The following is an 18,369-nucleotide window of genomic DNA, read 5'->3' on the forward strand; positions in this document are numbered from 1 at the left end:
GGCGGTCCTGGGCGACGGTAGCAATGGGCATCGCGGCGCCCTGTAAGACTTGTCTGGTTTTAGCTGGGCGACACACCCGTCCCAAACTTGCGGATCGCCAGGCAATAGCCGATCAACGCCAGCGCCGCCAGCAAGCCACCCGCCGCGCCGATCCAGGCGAAGCCGAACTGGCTGCCGACCCAGCTGCCCATCAACGCACCGCCGCCGATGCCGATGTTGTAGATGCCGGAAAACATCGCCATGGCCACGTCGGTCGCATCCGGCGCCAGCACCAGCACCTTGGACTGCATCGCCAGGCCAAAGCCCATGATCGCCATGCCCCAGAAAATGCTCAGGCCGACGAGATAGGATTCGGCCCCGCTCAACGGCAGCATCAGCGCCAGGCACGCCGCCAGGATGAACACCGCGCCGACCACGAACAAATGGGGATTGAAGCGGTGCACCAGGCTGAACAGCAATGAGCCGATGATGCCCGCGCCGCCGAACACCAGCAGGATCAGGGTCACGGCGCTGCCGCTCATGCCGGCCACGCCTTCGACGAAGGGTTCGATGTAGCTGTAGGCGGTGAACTGCGCGGTCACGGTCAGGGCGGTCAGCACATAGAGCGCCACCAGCGCCGGGCGCTTGAACAGCAGCGGCAGGCTGCGCAGCGAGCCGGAATTCTGACTCGGCAACAGCGGCAAGGTGCGCGCCAGCCAGAACACCAGCGCGGCGGCAAAGGCGCCGATCACCAGGAACGTGGTGCGCCAGCCCATGGCCTCGCCGAGCAGGCGACCCAGGGGAATGCCCAACACCATCGCCAGGGACGTACCGGTGGCCAACAGGCCGAGGGCCTGCACCTGTTTGCCGGCCGGCGCCAGGCGCACCGCCAGCGACGCAGTGATCGACCAGAACAACGCATGGGACAAGGCAATGCCGATGCGACTGACCATCAGCAAACCAAAGCTGGTGGCCACGCTGGACAGGACATGGCTGGCGATAAACATGCAGAACAGCACGATCAGCAGCTTGCGCCGCTCGACGTTGCGCGTCAGCAACATCACCGGCAGCGACGTCAGGGACACAATCCACGCGTAGATGGTGAGCATCAGGCCGACGCTCGACACCGGCATGTCAAAGCTCGCACCAATGGCGCTGAGCAGCCCGACGGGGACGAATTCGGTGGTATTGAACACAAAGGCGGCCAACGCGAGGGCGATGACCGGCTGCCAATTGGCTTGGGGAGTTGCGGCTGAAATGCTCATTGAAGGGCGCGGTACTCGGACGATGATCAAACGGCTACCCAGGACAAGCGCCGCCGTTGAACATTCTATAGGTTTCTCGCCCGTCTGTTGGCGCTGATCCTGATCAAAAAGCCATCAGTTTCATCACGGCGCGGTCAGGGTGACCACGTAAAGCCCCGACTGAATCGGCTTTCCAAGGCTATCCACCAGCACATACCGCTGGTCGTAATAGCGCCCGTTGGCGTTGTCGCTCACCAACTTGACGTTGGCCGTCGCAGTACCCAGCGCCTGGACGCTGCGCACCGGTTGCACATCGAACTGATTGCCGCGAACGGCCTGCGGGCAACCCTTCAGCTCCATGACCGCGCCGCCCGGCGCACTGCTGGCACAACCCGGCTCGACAATGCTGCCGTGAAACTGAATGACACCGCCCGATGCCGCCAGGCAACTGCCCGCCCATACCGCAAGGAAGCCGGTAACCCGTGATAACCGTTTGACGTGCATGACGACTTTCCTTCTTGGGTAGTTAAGAAGGTAGTCGTCCGCGCAGCCGCAGACTTTAGGACAATCGTCTCAAAAAGCCCGGCCTAGTGAGGCAGCGCGTAGATCACCGCTTGCCCAACCTGCGGGCTGTGCCGGCAAAACGTCGACAAGTCGAAACGCTCGTTCGTCCCCAGGCTGGCATTGACCACGACCAGATCGAAGCCAAGGCCGCCGCAGGCCAGCAGCGTCAACATCTCATCCAGGCTCGACACCGGCGCAATCGCGTAATAGCCCTGGCGATTGAAGTCCCGTTCCAGGCGCAGGCGCTGATGGTGCTGGGGGTCGGCGATCATGATGCGCAGGCGTTTATTGATCATGGCCGACTCCAGCACTGGACTTGCCCGCGCCCCTGCAACCAGCGCAGCAGGTCGGCACCGGGCATGGGCCGGGCGTGCCAGTAACCCTGGCCCTGGGCGCAGCCCATTTCCAGCAGTTGTTGTTGCTGCTCGGCGGTCTCGATGCCTTCGACCACCACCGACATGCCCAGGGTCTCGCCGAGGGCCAGGGTGCTGCCGATCACCGCTCGGCAACGCGGCTCATGGGCCAGGCCGCGGACAAATTCAGCGTCGAGCTTGATCTCGTTGAACGGCAACTGGCACAGGCGCTGCAGCGACGAAAACCCTGCGCCGAAATCGTCGATAGACAAACGACAGCCCAGCATGCGCAAACGCACCAGGTTTTCCAGGGACACGGCGGGCACTTCCAGCAAGCCGCTCTCGGTGAGTTCAAAGGTAATGCTGCCACACGGCGCCTGGTAGGCCGCCAATAGGCCTTTGATATGGGCGGTCAACCCGACATCGGCCAACTGCGCCGCGTGCAGGTTGAACGCCAGCTCCAGGCTCAACCCCAGGCCCTTGGCCTGGCGCTGCTGGGCCAGGGCCTGCTGCATCAAGGCGAACAACAGGTCGTCCATCAGCCCCGCACGCTCCATCGCCGGTAAAAACACTGCCGGTGACAGCACGCCCTTGGACGGATGGTGCCATCGCGCCAGCACTTCCACGCCGACCACGCTGCCGGTCTGCAAATCGAATTTGGGTTGGTACCAGGCTTGCAGCTGCTGATCGCGAAGCGCCCGGCGTACCTGCTGTTCATCGGCGACTTCCAGCGGCGATGGCGCCTCGAACGTCGCAGGCCGCTGGCTCAACGCGAGTGCCAGCAGCGGCTGCAACGCTTCGGCCAGCAGCGGCTTGCCGATATCGCCGAGCATGTTCAGCCCCAGCAAGGCGCCCATCTGCCGTACGGCGCGGCGCACGTCCCAGGGCAAGCCGCTGCTGACGATGATTGCCCCCACCTGGCCAGTGGCGCTGATGCGCTGGATAAACTCCAGCCCGTCCATGCCATCCATTTGCAGGTCGCACACCACCACGTCCACCGGCCCCTCTTGTGCAAGCACGGCCAGGGCCTCAGTGCCGTTGGCGGCCTCCAACACGTCACGGCAACCCAACTGTTTGAGCAGGCTTGTCGCCACCGACCGTTGGAACAGGTGGTCTTCCAGCACCAGGACACGAAGCGGCAATGGGGGCATCAAGGGGCACTCGCTGAAGAAGGGAATACCTGCATGGTGTGCGATTGAGCCACGCGGTTAGCGTGGAAATTACGCACAGACACGTAGGAAATTTCCCAAGCCGCTACAGGTACGCCGCCAACCGTTGCTCCAACGCATCCATTGCCTGTTGCAAGCCATCCACGGCTTCGGTCAACAGGGCCGAGTTCAGCCCCTCGCAGGCCACTTCCAAGGCTTCGCACGCCTGGATCAACCGCTGCGCCTTGATAATCCGCGCACCGCCCTTGACCCGGTGCGCCAGGTCGGCCAGCCCGCTGACGTCATGCTGGGTAAACAGTTGCATCAGCCGCGCCATGTCCTGCTCGTTGCTGGCGGCCAGGTCTTGCAGCAGGCTCTTGATCGAGGCTGCGTCGCCGCGGCTGAGCTGCTCCAGGCTGGTCAAGTCGATGTCGTCCGGTCCCTCATCGCCAGGCACCGGCAACACCAGGCACGCACTGAGGTCCTGCAAGCTGATGGGTTTGAACAGGCAGTCGTCCATGCCCGCCGCCAGGCAGCGGTCTTTTTCCTCGGGTTGGGCGTTGGCGGTGAGGCCGAGGATCAACCCGGCCGGCAAGCCCCTGGCGCGTTCTTCGTCACGAATCGCGCGGGCCAGCGCGTAGCCGTTCATCAACGGCATATTGCAGTCGGTGATCACCACGTCGAACGCCTGCGCCCGCCAGGCGCGCAAGCCGTGGGCACCGTCCTCGGCATCCACTACCTGGTGGCCGAGGTAATGCAGTTGCTGGGTGAGCAACAGGCGGTTGGCCGGGTAGTCATCGATCACCAGCACCTTGAGCGCCCGGGAGGCCGGCGCTTGCAGCGGGGCGACGGCGGGCGGGATATCCAGCTCGACCAGGGTGGGCAAGCTGACGCGCATTTCCACCTGGGTGCCCTGCCCCAACACGCTGTTGAGCACCAGGCTGCCGCCCATCATTTCGCACAGGGTGCGGCTGATCATCAGGCCCAGCCCCGAACCGCCACGCGCCGACTGGCCATGGTTGCTGGCCTGGGCAAACGGGCTGAACAGCTGCTGCTGGTCTTCGCTGGAAATCCCGCTGCCGCTGTCTTCCACCCGCAGGCACAGCGCCAGGCGTTCATCATCCTGCCCCGGCTCGGCGCTGACCCGCAGGCGCACGTGGCCGCTGTGGGTGAACTTGATCGCATTGCTCAACAGGTTGGAGGCGATCTGCTTGAAGCGCAGCGGGTCCACCAGCACCTGGCGGTTGACGCTGGCGTCGAGGTCGAGGATCAGTTGCAGCTGCTTCTGCCGCGCCAGGCCTTCAAAGATGCGCGCCACCGACTCCACCAGTTCGCGCAGGTTGGCGCGTTCCGGGGCCAGGGACAGGCGGCCGGATTCGATGCGCGCAATGTCGAGGATGTCGCCGATCAGATCCAGCAAGCCCCGGGCCGCGCCTGACGCCACTTCAATGGAGAGACGGTCGGTGACGCCCTGGTCGGCCTTTTTCAGCGCCAGTTCGAGCATGCCGATAATCGCGTTCATCGGCGTGCGGATTTCATGGCTCATGGTCGCCAGGAAGGTGGTCTTGGCACGGTTGGCCGCGTCGGCGCCGTCCTTGGCGTCGTCGTGCAGGGCCAGGAGCAGATGCTGGCGTTCGCTGATGTCGATCCAGCCGCCGATCATGCCGCTGACTTCGCCGTCACTGCCGCGATACGGTAGCATCCAGTGGTAGATGGTCAGCACGCTGTCGGCGCCCATGGTCAGGCGGCGGTCCTGCACCCGTGGCACGCCCTCCTCCATCACCTGCAGATAATCGGCGTGGTAAGCGGCGGCCTCGTCGGCGTCTTTCAGCACGCCTTCGACCACGGTCTTGCCGAGCACGGCGTCACGCTCCACGCCAAACACGTGCAGGTAGCCGCTGTTGCAGATGCGCAGCCGCCCCTCGCGGTCGCGCACATAGATCGGGTGCGGCGTGCCGTCGATCAGCACGCGCATGAATTCCATCTGGTCGTTCAGGGCAATCTGCGCCTGTGTGCGCTGGCGCATCAGCCTGCGCAGGTAGGCGATCCAACCCAGCGCCACCAGCAGCAGAGCACCCGCCACGACGAAGCCTTGCAGGATCAGGGTGCGGTTGCGCAGCCAATAGCTGTCGTCCACGGCAATCTCGTTGCGCCAGCGGTTGGTGACTTCGTCCATCTCCTCCGGCGGGATGCTCAGCAGGGCTTTTTCCAGGATCGAATACAGTTCCAGCGCGCCGCGCGAGGTCGCGAACGCCACACGCGCCGACTCGGTACCGACCGTGGCGGTGATGCGCAAGCGGTCACGGTATTGGCGCGAGATCATGTAGCGCGCGGTGATCAACGAATTGACCGCGCCATCGGCCCGCCCGTCGGCCACCATGGCCATGGCTTCCTGGGCGCTCTCGGCGTTGACCAGGGCGATGTTGGGGAACGCCTCCAGCAACTGGTCGCGCACCGGGTTGCCGGTGATGATCGCCAGGCGCTTGCCCGCCATGTCATCCAGGGTGGCCGGGCTGTTCGGGCCGCTGCGGCTGATCAGCACGTAGGGTGAACTCAGGTAGGGCCGGGTAAAGCGCAGATGGCTCTCACGGGCCGCGCTGGGTGTAAGGGTGATCAGCAGGTCGGCTTCCTCCGTACGGATCTGCTCGATCAGGTCGGCGACAGACTGCGTGCGCACCACATCGAACTTCAAGCCGGTGCGCAACGCGACCTTGGCCAGCACATCGGCGCTGATCCCACGGAACTCGCCGTCTTCGTTGAAAAACGAGAACGGTACGAAACTGTCATCGATCGCCACCTTCAAACGCGGGTGAGCGGCCATCCAGCGCTGCTCGCTGGCGCTGAAGTGCAGCGCGATGCGCCCCGGCATGCTGCCGCCGCCCGCGCTCCAGCGGCGCAGGATGGTCATGCGCTCGCCCTGGGGAATCGCCGCCAGCGCCGAATTGATGATGTGCAGCAAGCGCGCGTTGGCCTGGGCGAACGCAAACGAGAAATTGCTCACTTCCATCTGCGAGAAGTCAGCCAACTGCACGTTGTTCAGGTAGTTCTTGTTGATCAGGTACTGGGCGCTGATGGAGTCGCCCAGGTACACGTCGGCATTGCCGAACGCCACCGCACCAATCGCGCTCAAGGTCGAGGGGTAGAGCTGCAACGTGGCCTGGGGGTAGAACGCCTGCACCGCATCCGGTGGCAGGTAGTGGTAGAGCATGGCGATTTTCTTGCCCGCCAGGTCCGGCGCCAGCACCTGGCTCTTGGCGACCTGGGTGACCAGGGTCGGCTGGTCTTCGGCGTAGGCCGTGGACATCAGCAGGTCGTGATCTGCCTGTTCAAAGCCGTTGGCGGTGCCGAGAAAATCCACCGCGCCTTGCTTGAGGGCGTCGATCACGTCCGCACGGGAGGCATAACGGCGTACTTCCACCGGCGTGCGCAACAGCTCGCTGAGGAGCTTTGCGTAGTCGGCGGTGAGGCCTTCGTAATCTCGGCCGTTGGTGGTCATGCCGAAGGGCGAATAATCCGGCGCCGACGCCCCCAGCACCAACACGCGTTTACTGCGTAGCCAGCCCCAGTCCTGCTCCGACAGTGACACGGCGTATTCCGAGACATGGGAACGCCCGAGCACCTGATAGGTCTCGGCAGGCGCAGCCGCCAGGGCAGCCCCGTTCAGGCAGCCCGCCAGCAGCGCACCCAGCAGCCATTTATGCAGGAGAGTGTTCATTCAGACCAGATTGTTGCGCTTGGCGAAATCGGCCAGGTACACCACGGACTTGACCTTGAGCTTCTCGATCAAGCGGGTCTTGTAGGTGCTGATGGTCTTGTTGCTGAGCAGCATCGCGTCACCGATTTCCTTGTTGCTCAGGCCTTGGGACAGTTGCTGCAGGATGGTCAGTTCACGGTCGGACAGGGTCTGGATCAACTCAAGGTCAGTGGTTTGCGCATCACTGCGGCGCACCGAACTGTTGGCCAGGTTCGGAAAAAAGGTATAGCCGCCCATCACCGCCTTGATCGCCTTGACCAACTCGTCGAGGTCATTGGTCTTGGAGATATAACCCGCCGCGCCGGCTTTCATGCAGCGCATGGAATAGAACAGCGGCGACTGCGAGGTCAGCACCAGGATCTTGCACGACAGGCCCAGGGCGCAGATGCGCGAGATCACTTCCAGGCCGTCCAGCTTGGGCATGGCGATATCCAGCACGATCAGCTCGGGCTCATGCTCGCGGGCCAATTGCACGGCGTCGGCGCCGTTATCCGCCTCGGCCACGACCTCGAAGCCTTCCTGCTTCAAGAGCATCTTCACGGAGGAACGAATAAACGGATGATCGTCCACGACTAACGCTTTAAACATAACAACCCCTGTGCGACATGCCGGCTCAAAATACACGAGCGCGACCTGAGTGTAGGAAATATCTCAAAACTTTGAGAGGCCGGTCCCATGCGCTTCCAGCCAGGGCAACAAGTGGTGCCCCGCCATGGGCCGAGCCAGGTAAAAACCCTGGCCCAGTTCACAACCCAGGGCCAGCACACCATCACGGATAGGCGCGGTGCTGATCCCTTCGATCACCAGGCTCATGCCCAGCACATTGGCCAGCGCCCGGGTGCTTTTGATCATGCTGGGGTTGTGGCGCACGAAACCGCCATCCAGCTTGAGTTGGTTGAACGGCAGTTGGCACAGCAGCTTGAGGGAGGAAAAGCCGTTGGCGAAGTCATCGATCGACAAACCACAGCCCAGCACACGCAGACGCAGCAGGTTCTCCTGCACGGCCGGCGCACTGTTGAGCAGGCCGTTTTCGGCCAACTCGAAGCGCAGCACGGAACCGCTGAACCCATGACGGCCCAAGGCCCACTGGATATGTGCGACCAGACTGCCGCCGAGCAATTGCGAGGCATGCAGGTTGAACGCCAGCTCCAGTGGCACCTGTTGCCGGCGCAGGATGCCCAGCAGGCTGAGGCCCTGTTCCAGCAGTTGCTTGAACATGTCGTCGATCAGGTCGTAGGCCAACACGGCGGCCAGGAAGTCTTCGGGCAACAACACGCCGCGGGCCGGGTGCTCCCAGCGCACCAAGGCTTCCGCACCGGCCAGTTGCCCGGTGCGGATCACGAATTTGGGCTGGAACCACGCACGGAATTCGCCCAGGGCCAGGCCGCGCTGGATCTCCAGCTCACTGGGCAGGGGTTTGACGCGGGGAGAGGCCATGCTTACCAACCACTTTGCGGGTGCGATGGGGCGGATAGTGGCCTGGAATCAGCTGAATCTATAAGGGAAGCGTCCTGCCGATGCGTAGGACATTTCCCACAAGCAATTAAGGGTCAACCTGCTCCATCAGCTCTGCCACCGACTCGGGCCGTTGCGCATAGCGCTGGGCCAGCGCCGCGCAGACCATCAGCTGGATCTGGTGAAACAGCATCAGCGGCAGGATCAGCACGCCCATGGTTGCCCCGGCGAACAGCACCTGGGCCATCGGTACGCCCGTCGCCAGGCTTTTCTTCGAGCCGCAGAACAGGATGGTGATGCGGTCTTCCTGGTTAAAGCCGAACGCCTTGGCCAATACCGTCGACGCCACCAGTACCAAGGCCAGCAACACACAGCACGCCACCACCAGGCCGCCCAGTTCCCACAGCGGGATCTTGTGCCAGATGCCTTCATTGACCGCTTCGCTGAACGCGCCGTAGACCACCAGCAGGATCGAGCCTTGATCGACGAATTTCAGCCAGGACTTGTTGCGCCCCACCCACGCGCCAATCCAGCGCCGGGCGATCTGCCCGGCAATAAACGGCAGCAGCAGTTGCACGCTGATCTTGAGGATCGCGTCGAGGGTGTTACTGCCTTCGCCGTGCACGTTGAGCAACAGCGTCACCAACAGCGGCGTGAGGAAGATGCCAAACAGGCTCGACGCCGCCGCGCTGCAAATCGCCGCCGGGATATTGCCCCGCGCCAGCGAGGTAAAGGCAATCGCCGACTGCACCGTGGCCGGCAAGGCGCAGAGGTACAGCATGCCCATGTACAGGTCTTTGCCGATCAGCGGCGACAGCAGCGGCTTGAGCGCCAGGCCCAGCAACGGGAACAGCACGAAGGTCAGGCTGAACACCAACAGGTGCAGGCGCCAGTGGCCGGCACCGGCGATGATGGCCTGGTTCGACAGCTTGGCGCCGTGCAAGAAAAACAGTAGCGCGATGGCCAGGTTGGTGACCCAGCCAAAGGCCACGGCGGTCTGGCCGCTGGCGGGCAACAGCGAGGCGAGGATCACCGTGGCGATCAGGGTCAGGGTGAAGTTGTCGGGGAGAAAGCGCGGACGGGTCATAAGTGAGTTCTTCCGGGGGTTGCCAAGAGCGTCTCGGCGACTCTAACGTAACGGCTTGTTACCGACTAACGCCAATGAGCCAACAAATGCCGCCTAAAGGACATGACAAAACCGTGCGCCGCAGCGTGCCCGGGCTTTCCAGCTTGCCGAGGCCGGTGTATGGGCGCACCGAATCATTGCCCAATCGCGCCTTGACCCGCCGCCACAGTCACCCGTGGGTGCAATTGTCGTACGCGATTTCCGGGGTGCTGGAGATTCAGACCAGCGTTGGCCGTTTTGTCGCGCCGCCGCAACGCGCCGTGTGGATTCCGGCGGGCATGCCCCACCGCGTGTTCAGCTCGCCACGCACCGAGATGCGCAGCCTGTACCTCGATTGCAGCGTGACCACCTGGGCGGACGCGCGTTGCCACGTGCTGGAAGTGAGCAGTCTGCTGCGCGAATTGATCCGCAGCTTCAGCGAACTGCCGGTGGCCTATGTTGAGGACGGCGCGGACGGGCGCCTGGCCCAGGTGCTGCTGGACCAGTTGGCCGCAGCGCCCCAGGTGGACTTGATGCTGCCGTTGCCCATGGACCCGCGTTTGCGCCAGATCTACCGCAGCCTGAACCTGCACCCGGAGCAGCAGACCACCCTGGGGGACTGGAGCCGCAAATTGGCCGTAAGTGAAAAGACCCTGAGCCGCCTGTTCTTGAGCGACACAGGGCTGACCTTCCGCGCCTGGCGCCAGCGCTTGCGCCTGCTCACCGCCCTGCCCGCCCTGGAGCAAGGCGAGCGCGTGACGGATGTGGCGTTGGGGTGTGGGTATGAATCGACCTCGGCGTTTATCAATGCGTTTCGCCAGCAGTTTGAGGCGACGCCGGGGGAGTTTTTTCGCTGACTTACAGGTGTAGGTGATGCAAATGTGGGAGCGGGCTTGTGTGGGAGCGGGCTTGCTCGCGAATGCGGTGGGTCAGTTGGAACATCTTTGGCTGACACACCGCTTTCGCAGGCAAGCCAGCTCCCACAGGGGATTGGGTTTCCACTTCGGATCAGGTTTACACCGATCAAACTGTGGGAGCTGGCTTGCCAGCTCCCACAGTTTGATTTGTATGTGTCTGTTAGATATGGGCCTTGGCCAGGATCGCCTGGAGCAACACATCCGCCCCCGCCGTCGACCATTCAGGCGAAATTTCCTCCGCCTCGTTATGGCTCAACCCATCCACACACGGCACAAAGATCATCGCGGTCGGCGCTACCTGGTTGAGGTAGCAGGCATCATGCCCCGCGCCGGAAATCATTGGCCGATGGCTGTAACCCAACGCCTCGGCAGACGCTCGCACCACCTCCACGCAATCAGCGTCAAACGCAATCGGCGCGTACTGGAAGATCTGCTGCACGCTGTGTTGCAAGCCAATCCCCTCGGCGATCTGCGCCACCGCTTCGCGCAGTTGCTGGTCCTGGCGCGCCAGCACGGTTTCGTCCGGGTGACGGAATTCCACACTGAAAAACACGCGCCCCGGTACGACGTTGCGCGAGTTCGGGAAGATATTCGCCATGCCCACCGTGGCACGCCCTTCGGCGCCTTGTTCCAGGCCCAGGCCGTTGACCGCCTCGACCACGCGGGCGAAGCCAAGCAAGGCGTCCAGGCGATGGTCCATCGGCGTGGTGCCGGCGTGGGCGCTGCGCCCCTTTAGTTCGACTTCATACCAGCGCTGGCCCTGTGCGCCGGTGACCACGCCGATGGTGATGCCTTGCGCTTCAAGGATCGGGCCTTGCTCGATGTGCAGCTCAAACGCCGCATGCACCGCCTGGCCGCCCACCGGGTGCGGGCCGGCATAACCGATCTGCTGCAACGCCTGACCAATGCTCACGCCGTTCTTGTCTGCGCGGGACAGGCCATATTCCAGGTCAAACACCCCGGCGTAGACCCCCGACGAAATCATCGCCGGGGCAAAGCGCGAGCCCTCTTCGTTGGTCCAGTTGACCACCTCGATCGGCCGGTCGGTCTCGATGCCGAGGTCGTTCAAGGTGCGCAGCACTTCCAGCCCGGCGAGCACGCCGTAGATGCCGTCGTACTTGCCGCCAAAGGGCTGGGAGTCGCCATGGGAGCCGGTCAGCACCGGCGCCAGGTGATCAAGACGCCCGGCGCGACGGGCGAAGATATTGCCCATGGCGTCCACGCGAATGCTGCAGCCGGCCGCCGTGCACCACTGCACGAACAGGTCGCGGCCGCGACGGTCTTCCTCGGTCAGCGCCAGGCGCGAGACACCGCCTTTTTCGGTGGCGCCGATCTGCGCCATCTCCATCAGCGCGTCCCACAAACGCTCGCCGTTGACACGTGCCAGATTATTCATGGGGTTTGGCCCGGTAGCGGAAATCACAGCGATGGTCGCCGCCCATGATGGTCTGGGTGCGGGTCAGCTCGATGTCGGGGTTGTAGCCGACGATAAACAGCTCGTCGCGGTTGCACGACAGCAAGTGGCCGATCTCGCCCAGGCCCATTTCGGTGTACATCTCGGCGTAGCGGCAGCGCTTGACGTCGTAGTCGTAGTGCTCGGCATCGCTGGCGATGATCTCGACCTTCAGCGCGTCGTCTTTTTCCCAGAGCACTTGCAGTTCGACAAAGCTCTTGAGGTCGGCGCGCTCTTCCAGCGACGCAAAATGCTTGCCCGCCTGGATCGCCGCATTGCCCACCGCTTCGCCGATCACGGCAGCGGCAAAGTCCTTGCCCTGCTCGCGCTTGAGAATCTCGTAGATCGGCTTGATGATTTCGGCCTCGATCCGCCGCCGGGCAAGAATGCCCAGTTCACCTTCCAGTTTGCTCATTTCATCTCTCCTCCAATCCAACGTGTGCACACCGTCAAATGTGGGAGCTGGCTTGCCTGCGATGGCGGTGTCCCAGCCGGCAAATCATTGGCCGGTATACCGCCATCGCAGGCAAGCCAGCTCCCACACAAGCCAGCTCCCACAGTCGATCCAGTTATTTACCGCCTGCGACGCTTACGGGCTGCCATTGGTTGGCCTTGACCTGGTACACGGTGAACGACGGCTTCTTCAAGTTACCTTGCGCATCAAACGCGATAGTCCCCGTCACACCCGCGTAGCTGATGGCACGCAGCACCGGCAGGTATTTCTGCGGATCAACCGAATCGGCCTTCTCGATAGCCGCGACCAGCACGCCAACGCCGTCATAGGCAAACGGCGCGTGCAGTTCGATGTTGGTCTTGTAGCGCTCTTTGTAAGCTTGCTCGAACGCCTTGCCACCCGGCATCTGCGCTATCGCCAGGCCCGGCTCCAGGGCAATCACGCCCTCGCCTTCGTTCTGCGCCAACTCCAAGAAGGTCTGGCTGACAAAACCACCGGCGCCCATCAGCGGTGCCTTGATCCCCAGTTGCTTGATGCGCCGCGCCAGCGGTGCGGCCTGGGCGTCGACGCCGCCAAAGAAGATCAGGTCCGGGTTCTGGCTGCGGATGTTGGTGAGCACGGCGCTGAAGTCGATGGTCTTGTCGTCCACGTATTCACGACCGACGACTGTCGCGCCACCGGCTTCGATGGCTTTGACGAACTGGTCCGCCAGGCCCTGGCCGAACGCGGTGCGGTCGTCGATCACGGCGATGCGCTTGGCTTTCAGCGTGTTCAACGCGTAATCGCCGGCGACCTGACCGCCATCGTCGTCATGGCCCATGATGCGGAAACTGGTGTCGAAACCCTGCTGGGTGTAGGCGTGGCCGGTGGCAACCGGTGCGACCTGGGCAATCCCGGCGTCGTGGTAGACCCGCGCGGCCGGGATGCTGGTGCCGGTGTTCCAGTGGCCAACCACGCCGACCACCCCTTCATCTACCAGGCGCTGGGCCACGGTGACGGCTGTGCGCGGGTCGGACTGGTCGTCCTCGGAGACCAGCTTGAAGGTCACGGCTTCGCCGTTGATCTTCGGGTGCTTGGCGTTGGCCTGGTCGATGGCCAGTTTGGCGCCGTTTTCCAGGTCTTTGCCGATGCGTGCGGACGGGCCGGTCAGCGGGCCAGCCAGGCCGATCAGCACGGTCTGGTCGGCCTGGGCCATGGCGCTGGCGAGACTGCTCAGGGCCAGGCCGATCAATGCGGTGTTCTTCAAAATACTCATCAGTGGTTCCTGCTTCTTTTCGGGCGGGTCGGAACACGCCGGGCGTCCGGTAGCGTCATGGTTTAGTTATTCGCCGAGGTACGCGCTGCGCACCTCGGGGTGTTCAAGCAAATCCTGGGATGGGCCCGTGAGGCTGATGCGCCCTGTGTCCATCACATAGGCGCGGTCGGTGACTTGCAGCGCCAGCCGCGCGTTCTGTTCCACCAGCAACAGGGTCATACCCTGGCGGCAGACGTCGTCGATCACCTGGAAAATCTTCTCCACCATGATCGGCGCCAGGCCCATGGACGGCTCATCGAGGATCAGCAAGCGCGGGCGCGACAACAACGCACGGGCCAGGGCGAGCATCTGTTGCTCGCCACCCGAGAGCAGGCCGGCGGATTGCTGCAGGCGTTCTTCCAGGCGGGGGAAGTGTTCGAACAACTGGCGCATTTCGCGCTGCACCTGCGCGTTGTCGCGGCGCAAAAATGCGCCGGCCTGCAGGTTTTCCAGCACGCTCATGCGCGCGAAAATCCCGCGGCCTTCGGGGACCATCGCGATGCCTTGGCGCAGCAGTTTGTCCGGCGCCTGGCCAAGGATGGAGTGCCCGGCAAAACGGATCTCGCCCTTGGCGGCAGGCAGCAAACCGGTGAGCGCCTTGAGGCTGGAGGTCTTGCCCGCGCCGTTGGCGCCGATCAGGGTGACGCGCTCGCCTTCATCGATATGCAGGTCGAGGGCTTTGACGGCTTCGATGGCGCCGTAGCGCACCTGCAAACCTTCGACGTTCAACAGTGCTTCAGACATGGGCGCTGGCTCCCAGATAGGCCTGGATCACGGCCGGGTGCTGGCGCACGTCGGCGGGCGGGCCGACGGCGATGACCTGGCCGTAATCCAGCACGCTGATGCGGTCGCACACGCCCATCACCAGCTTGACGTCGTGCTCGATCAACAACAGGGTGTGGCCGTCGTCGCGGATCTTTTCCAGCAGGCCGCGCAGTTGCACTTTCTCGCTGGCGTTCATGCCCGCCGCCGGTTCATCCAGGGCCAGCAGGCGCGGTTCGGTGGCCAGGGCGCGGGCGATTTCCAGGCGGCGTTGGTGGCCGTAGCTCAGGCTGTCGGCGCGGTAATTGGCGTAGCCGGCCAGGCCGACATACGCCAGCAGGCGATGAGCGTGGGCACGGGTTTGCGCCTCTTCTTCCCGGGCGCGGCGATGCTGACTCAAGGCCGCCCACAGGCCATTGCGAGTGCGCACATGGCGCCCGACCATGACGTTTTCCAGGGCGCTCATGGCATTGAACAGGCGGATATTCTGGAAGGTACGCGCGATCCCCGCCTCGGCAACCTGGTGCACGCTGGTGGGCTGATAGTCGCGGCCATCCAGCTGAAAGCGCCCGGAGTCCGGCGTGTACAAGCCGGTCATGACGTTGAAGAAAGTGGTCTTGCCCGCGCCATTCGGGCCGATCAGGCCGTAGATCTCGCCGGGCTGGATGCTCAGGCTCACGTCGCTCAGCGCCGCGACGCCGCCGAAGTGTTTGTTGACCTTGTCGATCTGCAACAGCGGTGCGTTCATCGTGCCACTCCTTTGGGCCACAATCCGGCGGGTCGGTAGAGCATCGCCAGGATCAGCGCCAGGCCGTAGAACAACTGGCGGATGATCTCCGGGTCCACCAGCACCTGGCCGAACAGCGCCTGCTGCAACGGGCCCATGCTGGCGCGCAACGCTTCGGGCAGGGCCGCGAGCAATACGCAGCCGAGGATGACCCCGGGGATATGGCCCATGCCGCCCAGCACCACCATCGCCAGTACGGCGATGGATTCGTTCAAGGTGAAGGATTCCGGCGAGACAAAGCCCTGGAACGAGGCGAACAACGAGCCGCTCACGCCGCCGAACGCCGCGCCAATGGCAAACGCCAGCAGCTTGAGGCGCATGGTATTGATGCCCATGGCCTGGGCCGCGTCTTCGTCTTCCCGGATCGCCACCCAGGCACGGCCGATGCGCGAACGCTCCAGGCGGATGCAGGCAAACAGGATCAACACCACCAGCGCCGCAAACAGGTAGTAATAGAGGTACACCGACGGCAGGCGCAGGCCGAACAGCTCTTGGGTGCGCCCCAGGTTGACGCCGAGCAGGCTGACCGGATCCACCTGGGCGATGCCTTTGGGGCCATTGGTGATATTCACCGGGCGGTCGAGGTTGCGCAGCAGGATGCGGATGATTTCGCCGAAACCCAGGGTGACGATGGCCAGGTAGTCGCCGCGCAAGCGCAGGGTCGGCGCGCCCAGCACCACGCCAAAACCCGCGGCAAGCAGCGCGCCCAACGGCAGGATCAGCCAGATCGAGGTGTGCATGCCCGCCGGCAACAGCGCCGCCAGTGCGGGGAACTGTTGCAGCAAATGCGGCGACGAGAGCAACGCAGCCAGGTAGGCGCCCACCGCGTAGAACGCGATAAAGCCCATATCCAAAAGCCCGGCGTAGCCGACCACGATGTTCAGGCCGAGGGCGAGCATGATGTACAGCAAGGCAAAGTCGAGGGTGCGCACCCAGGTGTTGCCGCCGGCGTGGCCGACAATCCACGGCGCCAGCACCAGGGCCACGGCGAGCAGCAACAGGCCCAGGCTGGCGCGTTTGTTGGGGGTCAGGGACTTGATCATGCGCGGCTCGCCAAACGTTCGCCCAACAACCCGGAAGGCCGGAACACCAGCACCGCGATCAACACGATAAAGGCGAACACATCCTGGTAATTGCTGCCGAATACGCCGTTGGTGGCCGCACCGAGGTAACCGGTGCCGAGGGCTTCGATCAAGCCCAGCAGCAGGCCGCCGAGCATGGCGCCCTTGAGGTTGCCGATGCCGCCCAGCACTGCAGCGGTGAAGGCCTTGATACCGGGCAGGAAGCCCATGTAGAAGTGCGCGCTGCCGTAGTTGCTGGCCATCATGATCCCGGCGAGTGCCGCCAGGGCGCCGCCGATGGCGAAGGTCATGACGATGATGCGGTTCGGGCTGATGCCCATCAGGCTGGCGACTTGCGGGTTCTCCGCCACCGCACGCATGGCCCGGCCGAAGCGCGTGCGCTCCACCAGCACCAGCAACGCGACCATCACCGACAAGGCGACGGCAATCGTGGTCAGCGCCGTGGCGTTGGTGATGGCCGGGTGTGCGGAGGCGCCGGCCAGCACTTCGATCGGCTCCAGCGGCAGCAGTTGCGGGAACATCTGCGGGTTGCGTGTCCACACCAGCATGGCGAGGGTTTGCAGCAGCAGCGACACGCCGATGCCACTGATCAACGGCGCCAGGCGCGGGGCGTGACGCAGGCGGCGGTAGGCCACGCGTTCGATCACTACCGCCAACACCGCGCAAAAGGCCATGGCGACGAGCGTCGCGCAGAGCAGCACCAGCATCGGCGCAAGGGCTGGAAAGGCGGCCTGCAACAGGCGAATCACCGACAAGCCCACCAGCGCGCCGATCATCAACACATCGCCGTGGGCGAAGTTGATGATGCGCAAGATGCCGTAGACCATGGTGTAACCCAGGGCCACCAGCGCGTAGAGACTGCCCGTCATCAAACCGTTGAGCAGCTGTTGGATAAACCCATCCATGAAAACCATCGACCTCAGTGCGTGCAAGGGCGGCACACTAAGCATCTATTCTGTTTTTATCAAATAACAGAAAGTCATATGGTTATATCAACGTTGAAACAGGCTATTTATGCCATGAATACGGCACTTATGGCTCTTTATTCGGCGCTTGAGTTAGTATTTAATTCAACACATGAATAAATCAGAACAGTTAGCCAATGACCCGCCCCTGCGTGCCGTGCGCACTTTCGAAGCCTTTGCGCGCCATGGCGGGGTGAATGCCGCCGCGCGTGAGCTGGAAGTTTCCGCCTCGGCCATCAGCCATCAACTGCACTTGCTGGAAGATTTCCTGCAGCAACCGCTGACCTTGCGCCAGGGCCGCAACCTGGTGCTCACCGATGAAGGCCGCGAGTACTACCGCGCGATTCGCTCGGCGTTTGCGGTGCTGCGCAGCGCCACCGAACATGTGCGCGAAAAAAGCGCCACGCGCCAGGTGACCATCAGCCTGATCCCACTGTTTGGCATCAACCTGTTTATTCCACGCCTGGCGCATTTCCTGAAGGATCACCCGGCGCTGGACATCAACGTGACCTACGCCAACCACCGCAGCTACCCCAGCGACGCAGCCGACCTGTCGATTCGCTTCGGCACCGGGCACTGGCCGGGCTATCACAGCGAACCGCTGATTTCCGGCGCCGTGACACCCTATTGCAGCCGCGCCTTCCTGGCACAGCACGGGCCCATCGACACGCCCGAGGCCTTGAGCCAGCTGCCACTGCTGCACGACGAAGAACGCGGCACCTGGGGCCAATGGTTCGAAGCCGCCGAGGTGGATGCCACCGCGTTGAATGGCTTGCTACTGGAAGACGGCCAACTGGCGCTCACTGCCACCCTCACCGGCTTGGGCTGCGCGTTACTCCGCGAACCGCTGGTGGCACCGCTGGTGGCCAGTGGCGAGTTGGTGAAGTTGTTTGAGCTGGAGGTGAATGATGGCCGCCAGTATTACCTGTGCCGCCGGGCCAACAGCGAGTTGTCCAGCGAGGGCAATGATTTGTACGACTGGATCAAGCGCAGCTTGATTGCAGCCTGAACCGTTGATTAATCCCCCACAAACCGGCGCTCGGCTGCTATTGT

At 63.5% G+C, this 18,369-nt stretch carries 17 protein-coding genes; 2 read left to right on the forward strand and 15 right to left on the reverse strand.

What is annotated here, in order from left to right:
* Window positions 1–59: 59 nt before the first annotated feature.
* The 8 genes from PSH87_RS16205 to PSH87_RS16240 all read right to left on the reverse strand — a co-directional run bounded on the left by PSH87_RS16205 (window position 60) and on the right by PSH87_RS16240 (window position 9,584).
* Window positions 60–1,244, reverse strand: coding sequence for a sugar transporter (locus tag PSH87_RS16205; RefSeq protein WP_017735109.1), 1,185 nt, complete (start codon window positions 1,242–1,244; stop codon window positions 60–62).
* A 123-nt stretch (window positions 1,245–1,367) separates the two neighbouring features.
* The gene (locus PSH87_RS16210) at window positions 1,368–1,727 is read right to left on the reverse strand and encodes a type 1 fimbrial protein (RefSeq protein ID WP_305430219.1); all 360 of its coding nucleotides are present in this window, start codon (window positions 1,725–1,727) and stop codon (window positions 1,368–1,370) included.
* A gap of 83 nt (window positions 1,728–1,810) precedes the next feature.
* Complete coding sequence (locus tag PSH87_RS16215) at window positions 1,811–2,083, reverse strand: hypothetical protein (RefSeq protein ID WP_017735107.1); 273 nt, start codon at window positions 2,081–2,083, stop codon at window positions 1,811–1,813.
* Window positions 2,080–3,291 carry an EAL domain-containing protein gene (locus PSH87_RS16220; RefSeq protein ID WP_032864706.1) on the reverse strand — a complete coding sequence of 404 codons (1,212 nt, stop codon included), beginning with the start codon at window positions 3,289–3,291 and terminating at the stop codon, window positions 2,080–2,082. Before PSH87_RS16220 ends, PSH87_RS16215 begins: the two co-directional genes overlap by 4 nt.
* 103 nt (window positions 3,292–3,394) lie before the next feature.
* Window positions 3,395–7,003, reverse strand: coding sequence for a transporter substrate-binding domain-containing protein (locus PSH87_RS16225; protein ID WP_305430220.1), 3,609 nt, complete (start codon window positions 7,001–7,003; stop codon window positions 3,395–3,397).
* Entirely contained in the window at window positions 7,004–7,630 is a 627-nt protein-coding gene (locus PSH87_RS16230) for a response regulator transcription factor (RefSeq protein ID WP_017735104.1), read from the reverse strand.
* 63 nt (window positions 7,631–7,693) lie between these two features.
* The gene (locus tag PSH87_RS16235) at window positions 7,694–8,479 is read right to left on the reverse strand and encodes an EAL domain-containing protein (protein WP_017735103.1); all 786 of its coding nucleotides are present in this window, start codon (window positions 8,477–8,479) and stop codon (window positions 7,694–7,696) included.
* Between the two features lie 106 nt (window positions 8,480–8,585).
* Complete coding sequence (locus tag PSH87_RS16240) at window positions 8,586–9,584, reverse strand: bile acid:sodium symporter family protein (RefSeq protein ID WP_017735102.1); 999 nt, start codon at window positions 9,582–9,584, stop codon at window positions 8,586–8,588.
* Window positions 9,585–9,670: 86 nt separating this feature from the next.
* Between PSH87_RS16240 and PSH87_RS16245 the strand changes: the two genes are divergently transcribed.
* Complete coding sequence (locus PSH87_RS16245; protein ID WP_017735101.1) at window positions 9,671–10,459, forward strand: helix-turn-helix domain-containing protein; 789 nt, start codon at window positions 9,671–9,673, stop codon at window positions 10,457–10,459.
* A gap of 220 nt (window positions 10,460–10,679) precedes the next feature.
* On the opposite strand, the gene PSH87_RS16250 is transcribed toward PSH87_RS16245, so the two are convergent.
* The 7 genes from PSH87_RS16250 to PSH87_RS16280 form a co-directional block, all read right to left on the reverse strand.
* Window positions 10,680–11,915 (reverse strand): Zn-dependent hydrolase, encoded by a 1,236-nt coding sequence (locus PSH87_RS16250; RefSeq protein WP_305430221.1) that lies wholly within the window; start codon window positions 11,913–11,915, stop codon window positions 10,680–10,682.
* The gene (locus tag PSH87_RS16255; RefSeq protein WP_305430222.1) at window positions 11,908–12,387 is read right to left on the reverse strand and encodes an L-2-amino-thiazoline-4-carboxylic acid hydrolase; all 480 of its coding nucleotides are present in this window, start codon (window positions 12,385–12,387) and stop codon (window positions 11,908–11,910) included. Before PSH87_RS16255 ends, PSH87_RS16250 begins: the two co-directional genes overlap by 8 nt.
* 154 nt (window positions 12,388–12,541) lie before the next feature.
* On the reverse strand, window positions 12,542–13,681 hold the full coding sequence (locus PSH87_RS16260) for a branched-chain amino acid ABC transporter substrate-binding protein (RefSeq protein WP_305430223.1): 1,140 nt from the start codon (window positions 13,679–13,681) through the stop codon (window positions 12,542–12,544).
* Window positions 13,682–13,747: 66 nt separating this feature from the next.
* A complete protein-coding gene (locus PSH87_RS16265; RefSeq protein WP_305430224.1) occupies window positions 13,748–14,464 on the reverse strand; it encodes an ABC transporter ATP-binding protein in 717 nt (238 codons plus the stop codon).
* Complete coding sequence (locus PSH87_RS16270; protein WP_305430225.1) at window positions 14,457–15,230, reverse strand: ABC transporter ATP-binding protein; 774 nt, start codon at window positions 15,228–15,230, stop codon at window positions 14,457–14,459. The genes PSH87_RS16265 and PSH87_RS16270 overlap by 8 nt, the downstream gene beginning before the upstream one ends.
* Window positions 15,227–16,312, reverse strand: a complete 1,086-nt coding sequence (locus PSH87_RS16275) for an ABC transporter ATP-binding protein (RefSeq protein WP_305430226.1) — start codon at window positions 16,310–16,312, stop codon at window positions 15,227–15,229. The genes PSH87_RS16270 and PSH87_RS16275 overlap by 4 nt, the downstream gene beginning before the upstream one ends.
* Entirely contained in the window at window positions 16,309–17,256 is a 948-nt protein-coding gene (locus PSH87_RS16280; RefSeq protein ID WP_305430228.1) for a branched-chain amino acid ABC transporter permease, read from the reverse strand. Before PSH87_RS16280 ends, PSH87_RS16275 begins: the two co-directional genes overlap by 4 nt.
* Window positions 17,257–17,428: 172 nt before the next feature.
* On the opposite strand from PSH87_RS16280, the gene PSH87_RS16285 reads away from it, so the two are divergent.
* A complete protein-coding gene (locus PSH87_RS16285) occupies window positions 17,429–18,325 on the forward strand; it encodes a LysR substrate-binding domain-containing protein (RefSeq protein ID WP_207043974.1) in 897 nt (298 codons plus the stop codon).
* The last annotated feature ends 44 nt before the right edge of the window (window positions 18,326–18,369 follow it).

The sequence above is a fragment of the Pseudomonas sp. FP453 genome (assembly GCF_030687495.1).
GTDB lineage: Bacteria > Pseudomonadota > Gammaproteobacteria > Pseudomonadales > Pseudomonadaceae > Aquipseudomonas.